At 35.0% G+C, this 12805-nt stretch carries 15 protein-coding genes; all 15 read left to right on the forward strand.

Features of this window, described 5'->3' with window-relative positions; all coding sequences use genetic code 11:
• Positions 1-45 precede the first annotated feature (45 nt).
• Positions 46-261, forward strand: a complete 216-nt coding sequence (locus BF9343_RS00170) for an NVEALA domain-containing protein (protein WP_005783606.1) — start codon at positions 46-48, stop codon at positions 259-261.
• Between the two features lie 464 nt (positions 262-725).
• The gene (locus BF9343_RS00175) at positions 726-1844 is read left to right on the forward strand and encodes a 6-bladed beta-propeller (RefSeq protein ID WP_010991865.1); all 1119 of its coding nucleotides are present in this window, start codon (positions 726-728) and stop codon (positions 1842-1844) included.
• 88 nt (positions 1845-1932) lie between these two features.
• Positions 1933-2091, forward strand: coding sequence for a hypothetical protein (locus BF9343_RS21690; RefSeq protein ID WP_008769118.1), 159 nt, complete (start codon positions 1933-1935; stop codon positions 2089-2091).
• 328 nt (positions 2092-2419) lie between these two features.
• A complete protein-coding gene (locus tag BF9343_RS00185) occupies positions 2420-3559 on the forward strand; it encodes a winged helix-turn-helix domain-containing protein (RefSeq protein ID WP_010991867.1) in 1140 nt (379 codons plus the stop codon).
• Positions 3560-3652: 93 nt separating this feature from the next.
• A complete protein-coding gene (locus BF9343_RS00190) occupies positions 3653-3874 on the forward strand; it encodes an NVEALA domain-containing protein (protein WP_005812429.1) in 222 nt (73 codons plus the stop codon).
• A 265-nt stretch (positions 3875-4139) separates the two neighbouring features.
• Positions 4140-4406 carry an NVEALA domain-containing protein gene (locus tag BF9343_RS00195; protein WP_010991870.1) on the forward strand — a complete coding sequence of 89 codons (267 nt, stop codon included), beginning with the start codon at positions 4140-4142 and terminating at the stop codon, positions 4404-4406.
• A 130-nt stretch (positions 4407-4536) separates the two neighbouring features.
• The gene (locus tag BF9343_RS00200) at positions 4537-5655 is read left to right on the forward strand and encodes a 6-bladed beta-propeller (protein ID WP_010991871.1); all 1119 of its coding nucleotides are present in this window, start codon (positions 4537-4539) and stop codon (positions 5653-5655) included.
• Entirely contained in the window at positions 5652-6521 is an 870-nt protein-coding gene (locus BF9343_RS00205; protein ID WP_005799326.1) for a DUF1573 domain-containing protein, read from the forward strand. The genes BF9343_RS00200 and BF9343_RS00205 overlap by 4 nt, the downstream gene beginning before the upstream one ends.
• Positions 6522-6565: 44 nt before the next feature.
• Positions 6566-6808, forward strand: a complete 243-nt coding sequence (locus BF9343_RS21700; RefSeq protein ID WP_005779749.1) for an NVEALA domain-containing protein — start codon at positions 6566-6568, stop codon at positions 6806-6808.
• A 67-nt stretch (positions 6809-6875) separates the two neighbouring features.
• A complete protein-coding gene (locus tag BF9343_RS00210; protein ID WP_010991872.1) occupies positions 6876-7931 on the forward strand; it encodes a BF3164 family lipoprotein in 1056 nt (351 codons plus the stop codon).
• Between the two features lie 37 nt (positions 7932-7968).
• Entirely contained in the window at positions 7969-9012 is a 1044-nt protein-coding gene (locus BF9343_RS00215) for a BF3164 family lipoprotein (RefSeq protein WP_032532447.1), read from the forward strand.
• 454 nt (positions 9013-9466) lie between these two features.
• A complete protein-coding gene (locus tag BF9343_RS00220; RefSeq protein WP_041926290.1) occupies positions 9467-10723 on the forward strand; it encodes a hypothetical protein in 1257 nt (418 codons plus the stop codon).
• Between the two features lie 76 nt (positions 10724-10799).
• On the forward strand, positions 10800-11033 hold the full coding sequence (locus BF9343_RS00225; protein ID WP_010991876.1) for an NVEALA domain-containing protein: 234 nt from the start codon (positions 10800-10802) through the stop codon (positions 11031-11033).
• 232 nt (positions 11034-11265) lie between these two features.
• Positions 11266-11538, forward strand: coding sequence for an NVEALA domain-containing protein (locus tag BF9343_RS00230; RefSeq protein ID WP_010991877.1), 273 nt, complete (start codon positions 11266-11268; stop codon positions 11536-11538).
• Between the two features lie 89 nt (positions 11539-11627).
• A complete protein-coding gene (locus BF9343_RS00235; RefSeq protein WP_010991878.1) occupies positions 11628-12695 on the forward strand; it encodes a BF3164 family lipoprotein in 1068 nt (355 codons plus the stop codon).
• Positions 12696-12805 lie beyond the last annotated feature (110 nt).

Raw genomic sequence — 12805 nt, forward strand, 5'->3', positions numbered from 1 at the left:
GCTGCCAGTTATTAACACTTATACTTTGAAGCCATGAAAAACTATATGAAATTAATCTTTGGGTTAATAGTCTTGATCGGGTATTGGCCTACCACGAAAATTCCTAAGAGAGTAAATTCCCTATTCTTGCAAAATGTAGAGGCGCTTGCCGGCAGTGAACACGTTACCAATTTAGGTTGCTTGGGTGACGGATCTGTAGATTGTCCTATTAACCATATCAAAGTAGAACATGTGGTTCAAGGATTTAGTCTTGGGGAGTGAGGATTCATTTTATATAAATCTCATCACACTAGAATCATTCATTGCATTATCAATTAGGGTTAGAAAGGGAGTGAACGATCTACGTCCTGGGAAAAGTCTTAGAATCGTTCACTCCCGGATAACCTTTAAAAAAGGAGGTTGCCCGGCACGAAGATAGCGAAAAATTTATTGGAATGAGTAAATGTAGCATTTACTTTTTCTACGGCGGAGGTGGCTACCCGAAATATCCTTGCTCCCATACGTGTTCTGATGGAGTAGGACGTTGCTACAAGGTTTATGATGATTAGGGAAACTGTCATTTTGACGGTAGTCAAACATATTCTTGTGCCTGCTAACTATTAAGAAGAAGTTATATCAAAAGTTTAGAGTTTCTTCATTTCCTTTTTTAAAATACAGGAGAGGAGATGATTACTACAATTTTCTTGGTATAACTTCCTGTATTGTTAATTTAATGTAATAAAATTATGAAGAATATCTTGTTAACACTTCTCTTGTTTATACTTTTTTCATGTAAAAGCACTGGAGATAAAACCGACTGTGAAGTATTACATGTCGATTTGGTTGAACGCCCTGTTCCAACAGAAGAATTATTTTCTAAAATATCTGTCATTCCATTGGAAACCAATGATAGTTCCTTTCTTGTAAGGCCTGTAAAAGTTATTATAAAAGATAACGGATATTATATTGTCGATGAAGGGGTTCCGGCTGTGTTTTCTTTTGATGAAGAAGGGCACCTTTTGCATAAAATAGGTAAAAAGGGACAAGGCCCCGGAGAGTATCGTGAAATATATGATGCCGTTATTAAAGAAAAAGAAAATGCAGTGTATATGCTATCTCCATTTGGCTCTCTTTATGTGTATTCTCTGGATGGAAAATTCATAAAAGAAATAAAACTGCCAACGAGGTCTAATTATCAATTGATAGAGGAACTGGATAGTAAGTATTTCGTTACATGGACATTACCTGCTTCTGAGAATGAAAATTGTATCAGCGTTATTTCTAAAGAGTCTTTCAATAATGTGAAAGAATTTTGGCATGTCCCTCCCGTTCTCACTACTCTGAATTCTAAACCTTTTTATAATTATGAACATAAAGTATATTTTTCGAATCCTTATCAAAATGAAGTATATGAAGTAAGGACAGATAGCTTACGGGTTGCATACCGTTGGGATTTTGGAAAAGATAATCTTGATTTGAAGGAGTATGGATTCACTTTATTAGAGGATCAAAAGGTTGAGGAATATAAATTAATGTTGCAGTGTTTACGTGATTCTACTGTACCTTATTTATTAAGGCATCAATTTCAGAATAAAAAATATTATTATACCATGTTGACGTTTGGCTTTCGGCATCGGATAAATCTGTTTTATCGAAAGGATGACGGCAAGAGTTTCTTTTTTGAGAAAACAGCGGAAGGTGTTTTGCTCCATCCTTTAGCCTTTAATGAAGATTTTCTGACTTGTATTGTTTTCAATGAAGACTTTCCAAACTATGAAAAAGTGCTTCCTTCGGAGGAATATAAGAAGCTGGAAGAGCGTTTAGAAGATGATAACCCCTGTTTAATCAAATTTTATTTTAAATGAAAAATCTTATACTGGTGTTAGGTTGTTTTTTCTTTCTAATCTCATGTCAGCAGACCGAGAAGGAAAGACTTGAAGAACTTGTTAAAAATTGGAATGGGAAGGAGGTACTATTGTAAAGAAAGTGATACTGGATAGATGGGATATATGCATCTCGGTGGATAGTAATGATGAGCGACTCTGCCTGATGACAAAGGAAACGGATGGTGGAGAAGAGCGTTATCATTATTATTGTTATCAGTTAAACTGACTTTTTTATTAGGGTGTTACGGGGTTGCTTGATATGTATATTTTTTGTTTTTCAAATTTTTCTTTATGCAGGGATGGAACAGACAAGCGGGAGGAGGCTTTGTTATTTTCGGGCAATAACCGTGATGAATTTGAAACGGTACTGAATGCAATCTATCTTGGAGGAATATTGGAATTAGTTGACTCGTACAAGAGTTCTTGTTTGCGTGTGAAATGAACAGAATACTTACAAACTGTTTTGTATATCCCTAAATTTGTTATTTAATTTTTTCTATATTTTAGTTTCTTGTTAAGAAATAATATTATTTTTGTCGGTAAAATAAATCGAAATGACAAAAAATAAATTGCTTTCGTGTGTTATTGGAGTGATAATCCTATCACTATTGGTTGGAGCCTATTTCTATCAACGAAATAAGGTGGCTGTACATCAACAGGCGGAGAGGCTATTCGTACAGATGCTTCAAGAAGAGATAGAAAGAAAAGAAAGAAATTTAAATCTATTTCATCTGTTTTCTGAGAGTTCATCTGATACTTTACCTTTGAAAATTTGCATTATCACAGAAGAGGGGAAAAAAGAGTATGAGGTTGATTCCCTGAAAAGTAAAAAGAACATTTCTCAGAACCTGAGAAACCGGTCAATACACTCTATATTATGTGAGAAATCCCATTTATTGCCGGATTCTTTAAATGAACATTGGCAGAGTATGCTTAAGAAAGATCACATTGATACAGAGTCCACTATACATGTGCGGATGGAAAATCTTCAAGGAAAGATTATTAGTTCATCAAGTCACGATGGTGTGTGGGATACTTCTTCTGGGATTATAACTTCATATATAGGTAATCGTTGTGAGATAGAGGTCATCGGTCTTTTAGCTTTTAGTTGGAAAACAATATTATGGTATCATTGGCAACCTTTTGGATGGATTGTAATTTGTTTGTTATTGATGCTTTTATTTATCTGCTTTTATTATAAAAAGGTGAATCGCCCTCCGGAATTAAAAGAGGTTCCTTATGAGGTTGTCGTTGAAAAGGAAGTCGTTGTTGAGAAAGAGGTCATTCGTGAGATAATAGTTGAAAAAGAAACATCTCCGGAAAAAAAGGCACCTTTAATAAAGCAAATTTGTAAAGTAGAAGGACAACTATATGGTTTACGTTATGGAGTTGTTTTTGATTCCCAGAATAGAGTTCTTAATTGTAATGGCAAGAAAATGTCTTTGTCCCCCCAACAGTGTCAGATTCTAAAGCTTTTTTTAGATGCTCCCGATTATACTGTGACTGATGAGGATATTATTAAGTTTATTTGGAAAGGTCAATCGAACGTTCAGATAAATACGTTTTGTTCTGCCGGAAACAAATTAGGGAAGAGATTAGAGCAAGCTGGTTGTGGTGTTTGTTTCAGGCGTTTTGGAAGCGATCGTTATCGTATGTTGTTCATAGACGACCTTGTTGATAATGATTTGACATAAATGGCAATAAAATTGATAGCAGTTTATCCAAAATCTCTTTTTACCTTTGCTGCCAGTTATTAACACTTATACTTTGAAACCATGAAAAACTATATGAAATTGATCTTTGGGCTTGGTTTAATAGCCTTGGTCGGGTATTGGCCTGCCGCGAAAACTCCTAAGAGAGTAAATTCCTTATTCTTGCAAAATGTAGAGGCGCTTGCCGGTAGTGAACACGTTACCAATTTAGGTTGCTTGGGTGACGGATCTGTAGATTGTCCTATTAACCATATTAAAGTAGAATATGTGGTTCAAGGATTTAGTCTTGGGGAGTGAGTGCTCTTTTATATAAATCTTATCACACTAGAATCATTCATTGCATTATTAACTTGGGTTAGAAAGGGAGTGGACGATCTACGTCCGGGAAAAGTCTTAGAATCGTTCACTCCCGGATAACCTTTAAAAAAGGAGGTTGCCCGGCACGAAGATAGCGAAAAAATAATTGGAATGAGTAAATGTAGCATTTACTTTTTTTACGGAGGAGGTGGCTCCCCGAAAGAGAGATATGGGAGAAAAATAATTAACATCATAAAAGTAGATTATGAGTAAAAAGATTTTTGCGGCCCTGATAGTCGCTGTAGTCGCAACTTTTGCAGGCTACAATATATATCAGTCACAGAAAACAGAGAAAATAGTTTCAGACTTGGTGATAGCTAATGTCGAAGCATTGGCAGGCGATACTGAGGGCGGTGCTACTATCACTTGCTCCCGTACGTGTTCTGACGGAGTAGGACGTTGCTACAAGGTTTATGATAAGTGGGGAAACTGTCATTTTGACGGTAGTCAAACATATTCTTGTACCTGCTAACTATTAAGAGGAAGTTATACCAAAAGTTTAGAGTTTCTTCATTTCTTTTTTTAAAATACAGGAGGGGGAGATGATTACTACAAATTTCTTGGTATAACTTCCTGTATTGTTAATCTAATCTAATAAAGTTATGAAGAATATCTCGTTAATCCTTCTCTTGTTTATACTTTTTTCATGTAAAAGCACTGGAGATAAAACCGACTGTGAAGTATTACATGTCGATTTGGTTGAACGCCCTGTTCCAACGGAAGAATTATTCTCTAAAATATCTGTCATTCCATTGGAAACCAATGATAGTTCCTTTCTTGTAAGGCCTGTAAAAGTTATTATAAAAGATAACAGATATTATATTGTCGATGAAGGGGTTCCGGCTGTGTTTTCTTTTGATGAAGAAGGGCATCTTTTGCATAAAATAGGTAAAAAGGGACAAGGTCCCGGAGAGTATCGTGAAATATACGATGCCGTTATTAAAGAAAAAGAAAATGCAGTGTATATGCTATCTCCATTTGGCTCTCTTTATGTGTATTCTCTGGATGGAAAATTCATAAAAGAAATAAAACTGCCAACGAGGGCAAATTATCAATTGATAGAGGAGCTGGAGAGTAAGTATTTCGTTACATGGACACTTCCTGCCTCTGAGAATGATAATTGTATCAGCGTTATTTCTAAAGAGTCTTCCAAGAATGTGAAAGAATTTTGGCATGTTCCTCCCGTTCTCACTACTCTGAATTCTAAACCTTTTTATAATTATGAACATAAAATATATTTTTCGAATCCTTATCAAAATGAAGTATATGAAGTAAGGACAGATAGCTTACGGGTTGCATACCGTTGGGATTTTGGAAAAGATAATCTTGATTTGAAGGAGTATGGATTCACTTTATTAGAGGATAAAAAGGTTGAAGAATATAAATTAATGTTGCAGTATTTACGTGATTCTACTGTGCCTTATTTTTTATGCGATCAATATCAGAATGATAAATTCTATTATATCATGTTGGTGTTCGGGCTTAAGCATTCGAAAAATCTATTTTATCGGAAGGAAGACAGTAAGAGTTTCTTTTTTGAAAAAACAACAGAAGGCATTCATTTTGAACCTTTAGCTTTTAATGAAGATTTCCTGACTTGTATTGTTTTCAATGAAGACTTTCCAAACTATGAAAAAGTGCTTCCTCCGGAGGAATATAAGAAGCTGGAAGAGCGTTTAGAAGATGATAACCCCTGTTTAATCAAATTTTATTTCAAATGAAAAATCTTATACTGGTGTTAGGTTGTTTTTTCTTTCTAATCTCATGTCAGCAGACCGAGAAGGAAAAACTTGAAGAACTTGTTAAAAATTGGAATGGGAAGGAGGTACTATTTCCGACAAATCCTAGTTTTACGTTATATGGAAAAACTCCTGTCGATTTTAAAATCCCTGTTTCGGATTATAAGATCGTGACCTATGTCGATTCGTTGGGTTGTTCCAGCTGTAAATTGCAATTGCCTAAATGGAAGGAATTTATGAAATATGCGGATTCTATAGTAGGCTATCAAATACCGGTTCTTTTTTTTCTTCATCCTGCTAATGTTCGCGAGATGAGGTCTGTGTTAAAACAAAATCGTTTTGATTATCCTGTTTGTATGGATACGGAAGATACTTTTAATAAAGTGAATAAGTTTCCTTCACAGCTAAATTTTCAAACTTTTTTATTAGATAAAAACAATCATGTAATTGCGATAGGAAATCCGGTCCATAATTACGATGTAAGAGAACTCTATATCCATCTTATTTCAGGAGGAATAGATGGAGATTCTCTTTCAAATATGCGAACAGTGATAAAAATAGAGGAAGATATGGTTGATTTGGGGAGTTTTGATTGGAGACGAGAGCAGCATATAACTTTTGAGATACACAATATTGGTAATAATAATTTGGTCGTTTATGATAATAAGACATCTTGCGGATGTACTTCTGTTGAATATTCCAAAGAACCCGTTCAGCCCGGAAAGTCTTTAGCAGTTAAAGTAACTTATAAAGCAGACCATCCGGAACACTTTAATAAAACTATTATACTATATTGCAATGCTTCCGCTTCTCCTTTGGAATTAAAGATAACTGGAAATGCTAAATAATTGGAGCATAATGAAATAAATTTCTATAGGGCGAGTGCTGCCAGTTGTCTTATTTGTCTTTGATAGTCGCTGTAGTCGCAACTTTTGCAGGCTACAATATATATCAGTCACAGAGAGTAGAAAGTATCATGTCGGATTTGACGATGGCCAATGTAGAGGCGTTAGCTGGTTCTGAGATTAATGATGAGGATTGTGTCAGTGCATCTAATCGTTATTGCTCTGTTTTGATAGTGACCCCAAATGGGAATTATCTAGAAACTTATTTTGACCAAAAAACAAAGTACTGATTCTTATAAAAAGTGGGGATAGAAATATTAGTTTTGACTAGTCAATTTTATCCCCTAATTTATTATTATGAATAAAATTGTATCGTTTTTTATTTTAATTCTTGTTTGTTCTTGTTCAGATAGGAAAGAGCATATAGCAAATATTCTGTCAATGAATTCTATAGATATTAAAACTAATAGGATTAATAAAGACGAAGTAATTGCTAGAGGTGCATTTCCTTTTGAAATGATTGATTCATTATTCTTTCTTTTCAATGGAGATCCTTCGTCTGGAGCATTGGTTTTATGTGAATCGAATGCTTCCGAACTGGGACACTTCTTGCAAAAAGGAAATGGTTTTGGAGAATGTATCACTCCTGGATATATAGGACATTGCAATGATACTATTTATGTTTCTGAACGTTCTAGAACAAGGCGAATGACTTATTTACTATCAAATCATAATGATAGTTTGCAATATAAGTGTCTTGAAGATGTTAGTCCTAAAATGAATTCAGAATTTTATTATCAGATTTGTCGTCTACAAAGTGGTTTATTTGTAGGTGCCCGTTTATTTGGAAAAGAACATTTGTTTACATTGTTAGACGAAAGTTTGGATACACTTACCACTTTTGCACGGGTGCCGATAGACATTGAGGAAAATGCAAATAATAAGCTCGCTCCTTTTATTGGTCATTTATGTATAGATGATAATACGGTTTATTATGCTTCTAATGACTTTTCTTATATGGCTGCTTATGATATTTTATCTGAGAAAGAGATAAAACCAGTATTTGAGAGGATGTATATATCTCCAATAATCCAAAAATCAGCGAATGGGATTTCATTAGATAAATACAAACATCTTTTGGGCTTTGGTGATATCAGGGTTTATCAGAATTATATTTTTGCGACGTATATAGGGAAACCTGATATAACAATGGATCAAGAGAATGATATTTCAGCTTTAGTCCCCACTCATTTGCTGGTTTTTAATAAAGATGGAGTTCCAATTGTAAAATTTAAGTTTCCGTTTAAAATAAGATCATTCGTGTTTACCAAATCCAAGATGTATCTATTAGATGTGGATTGTAATATAGAATCTGTCGATTTGGTAGAGTTGTGGAAGCATTTGCCCGATTGAAGTGGGATAGTGACTTTATAGAATAAATATGAATAATATGAGATTTAATTTAGTCGTTTTATTTGTAATTTTACTTTCTTTCTATTCTTGTGGCAGGGAAGAAAAAACTGTGTATGATTTTCCTTTAGAACAATCGCTTAAGAGTGATAAGGAAGTTAGTTTAAACAAGGAACTATTAGCTCCCTATCTGATGTGTTCTTATGATTCCACTCTGTGTCTAATAGATTGGACTGCCAATCCGATGGTGCATGTTTATAACATGAATACAGGGAAAGAGATGGTTGCTTTTGGGAATAAAGGCATGGGGCCGGATGATTTTCTATCTATATCCCAAATGTATGTAGATATGGGCAAGCGTTCTTTGCTACTGTATGATCAGTCTTTACAAACTATAAGTTCTTTTCAAATTGATAGTTTAGCTCAAGGCAGTCTTTCAAAGATAGATTGTGTTTCAGCTCCTAAGTTAGGAATGAATAGGGTATATGCTTATTCGGATTCCATATTTTACGGGAGTGGGACTTTTGAAAGTGGCTTGATAGCGAAATGTAATCAGAAAGAGATTTTAAATCAATATCTTCCTTTTCCACACACAGAGCAAGCGGTAAATCGGGATGTAAACTATTTGTTGTTCCAGGGGGATCTTATTATGAAGCCGGATAAAAAACGTTTTGCTTACTTGGCGTATGAGTGCGATTTATTATCTATTCAGAAAGTGGTAAATGATACGTGCCTGGAAAGTGTAGTACATTTGAATACGTATACGCCGGTATTTGAGAATCAATCTACTAACGAAGTGTCTTCTGTTAATGTCTCTACCGATTCTCCTAAAGGATTTCTTCGTGGGGTAGCCACTGAAAACTATGTTTATGCACTTTACAGTGGGCAAATTGGGAAAAATAAGGCAATAGCAAATGAAGTTTATGTATTTGATTGGGAAGGACGTGCTGTAAAGAAAGTGATACTGGATAGATGGGGTATATGCATCTCGGTGGATAGTAATGATGAACGACTCTGCCTGATGACAAAGGAAACGGATGGTGGAGAAGAACGTTATCATTATTATTGTTATCAGTTAAACTGACTTTTTGGTTAGGGTGTTACGGGTTTGTTTGATATATATTTTTTATCTTTCAAATTTTTCTTCATGCAGGGATCTTTTCTCGAATTGTGTAAATACAAATAATGAAGAAGCATGGCCGTAATGAATAAGAGCTAATTAGAATTTGACAGGACGAAAATGCTGAATGCAATCTATATTGGAATAATCTGAATTGTACAAGAGTTATTGTTTGTGCTGAAAATGAACAGAATGCTTATGAACAGTCTTGTTTGTTTTTTTAATTATTTTCTTCGATGTCTTTGTTCTTGTTGTAAATAATCTTATTTTTGTCAGTAAAATAAATCGAAATGGTAAGAACGGTTTTTCACTTAAATATATTGATATGAAGTATATTCGGTTATTGCTATGCATTCTGGGGATAGTGTTATTAGCATTTCTGGTTAGTTTGTATTTCTTTCAAAGAAATAGAAAGTTGATGCACATAAAGGCGGAAAAGCTGTTTACACAAGTATTGAAAGATGAAATGAAAAAGAAAGGGGAGGAATTGGATTTATTTTATTCTTTTTCCGGGATATCAAGTGACACGATACCTTTAACTATTTCGATAATGACCGAAACCGGATCCAGACAGTATAAAGTGGATGCTGGGAAGAGCCGGAAAAATCTTTCTCAGATATCGAGAGAACGTTCATTACACTCTGTTATTTGTTCTGAGAAGCAGTTATCTCCCATGACTTTGAGTCAGACCTGGGCGGATAGTCTGCAAACACGACATATTTTGGCAAGAGCTGCGATACAAATAGTAACTACAGACTTGGAAAATAATACCTTATATAAAAAGAGTCGGACTGTCAATCTGTCTCCAGAGTTGAAGTTTGTTGTTTATTTGGGGGAGAGATGTGAAATAGAGGTTTCCGGTTTTTTATATTATACTTGGTGGTCGGTTTGTAGATACCATTTCTTTCCATTCGGAATGATTGTTGGTATAGCTTTGTGTTTGATTGTTTATTTGATCTATTTGTTTAGGGTGAAAAACCGTTTGTTTAAAATACAATCTGAGCGTTGGCTGTTAGCGGAGAAGCTAAAAAGAAGGGAAGAAAAATTAGTAGAGTTAGCGAGTATACGGGATCAATATGCGCACCAGATTGAAGTGCAGCGATCTGACGCTCGGGAGAAGGACATATTGTTGAAGGATCTGGAGCAAAAGTTGAAAGAGTGTGAAGATCAGATAGCCGATTTAAATAAGTCAAAAGAAAAATTAGTAGAGTTAGCGAGTATACGGGATCAATATGCGCAACAAGTTGAAATGCAGCGATCTGATGCTCGGGAAAAGGACATGCTGTTGAAGGATCTGGAGCAAAAGTCAAAGGCGTACGAAGGGCAAATAGCGGAATTAAAAAAGGCAAAAGAACTGTTGGGAACAAAATCTCTGGTTTATAAATTGAGCCCTATACTGACCTTTGATGCATATAAAAAGATATTGGTGTGTAATGAAGAAATAATTCCACTTAATCTTCAGTCCTCTACTCTCTTGCTGGCTTTCTTAAATGCTACTGATTGTCAATTGACACGTGAAGAAATCGAGAAGTGTTTATCTGGAAGGAGCCGGGAGTGCCTCCGGACAGCTAAGCATCGTTTATCTAAGGTACTTCAAATCGATCCTTCTATTTCTATTGTTCAGCACAACAGAGATCTTTTTCAGCTGCAACTGCCGGAAATTGAGGCCTTGTAACGCTTTGTAACGCGGCAAATGATGATGATAAGAAAAATATGGTTTATGTTTGTATGCATTTTAAACGCATATAGACATGAAAAAAACTTTAAAAGTAGCTATTCTTCTTATTGCTATTCTTTCTATGGGGCACTGGATGCCTGTGAAACAAGTTCGTGATTTAAATTCTTTATCACTTCAGAATGTAGAAGCTTTGGCTAGCGGAGAAACTCCTATTTATACTTCTTGCATTGGTACAGGTTCTGTGGACTGCCCAATTCAACATGATAAAGTGAAGTATGTGAGCCAAGGATTTAGTTTGGATTATTAGAAATATTAACTTGGTTAGAAAGGGAGTGGAACGATCTACGTCCTGTGAAAAGTCTTAGAATCGTTCACTCCCGGATAACCTTTAAAAAAGGAGGTTGCCCGGCACGAAGATAGCGAAAAAAAAATTGGAATGAGTAAATGTAGCATTTACTTTTTCTACGGAGGAGGTGGCTTCCCGAAAGAGAGACACGACAAATAAAAGAATTACTAACCTCATAAAAAATATGTAGATTATGAGTAAGAAGATTTTTGCGGCTCTGATAGTCGCTGTAGTCGCAACTTTTGCAGGCTACAATATATATCAGTCACAGAGAGCAGAAATGGAGATGTCAGATTTGGCAATGGCTAATATAGAAGCTTTGGCTAATGATGGTGAATCTAGTACTGAAACGACTTGGTCCTGTAAAGGAACGGTTGGTACATGTGGTGCAAAATGTGGATTATGTGGTACCACAATTCCTAAGTCAAAAGGAACATTAACAGGAAGTCATAAATGTAGTATGTAGTTTTATAATAGGGCTGACTTTAAAGGGTAGGCGTTGATTAAACTATATAATCTGGCAGATTTTTAGTCAGCTCTAAATTAAAAAAGATCATGGGAAAAAATTTTAGTATATTGATCTTAATAGGGACTATTCTTTTAGGGTGTCACTCGACAAAAGAGAAGATTGAGTTTTCAAACAGAGTGATTTGTAGCGATAGTATATCGCGAGGACTGGTTGTTTTAAATGATACGTTTTTATTTTCGTATCCTTTGCAAATGGAATGTATAGACTCAATGCTACTGGTATTGGATAATGTTAATAATAACTTCTTCCATCTGTTTACTCTAAAGGGGGTACCTATAAAATCATTTGGAGAAAAAGGGCAAGGGCCTACTGATTTTATAAATGTGGAATCATTCAATTTATCTGAAGATAGAAAAAACATGTATGCCTACGATACGTCATTACGTAAAATAGTGAAATATGATGTTTCTTCTTTTCTAAAAGACTCATTGAAATCTGAGGTTATACAGGTGAATTATGATAGCTTGCCTCAAGCCGAAGTGCCTACAATAATCTATGATATGCTTTCTCTTAAAGATTCAAACTTTCTTGTAAAAGCAAATCATAAGGGTCTTCGGTTTGGATTATTAAAAGATAGAAAGGTTACTCAATTATACAATTCTTTCTCAGATTGTGTAAATACGAATGATGATGAAGAAGTCTGGTCAGTTTTCTGTAGCAATACCAAAACCAAATTAAGACCTGACAGGACAAAGATGTTGAATGCAACCTATCTTGGAGGAGTATTGGAATTGTTTGATTTGGATGATAATTGTTCCTTATCATTGGCAAAGATACTTTATATTTACGAGCCTAAATATGGTATTGCCGAAGGGGCAATACCCAAATATGTTGTTTTCAATGAAACGACTCAGATTGGTTTTGAGGACATATATGTAACCAATAATAGTATATATACATTATTACATAGTATAGGGAGTGAAACTTTACCTTCGGAAATTACTGTATTTAATTGGGAGGGAATTCCGATAACTAAAATTAAAACAGGGTGCTCCCTCTCTAATATTGCCGTCGATGAGAAGGATAACGCAATCTATGTAATTGCCGAGAACGAACAGAATGCTTATGAGCTTTCTTGTTTGTCTTTAAATTGATTTATATTTTGTTTTTTTACGGAAGTGGGACTTTTGAAAGTGGCCTGATAGCAAAATGTAATCAGAAAAAGGTTTTAAATCAATATCTCCCTTTTCCACAAACAGAGCAA

It is taken from the genome of Bacteroides fragilis NCTC 9343, assembly GCF_000025985.1.
In the GTDB taxonomy this organism is placed as follows: domain Bacteria; phylum Bacteroidota; class Bacteroidia; order Bacteroidales; family Bacteroidaceae; genus Bacteroides; species Bacteroides fragilis.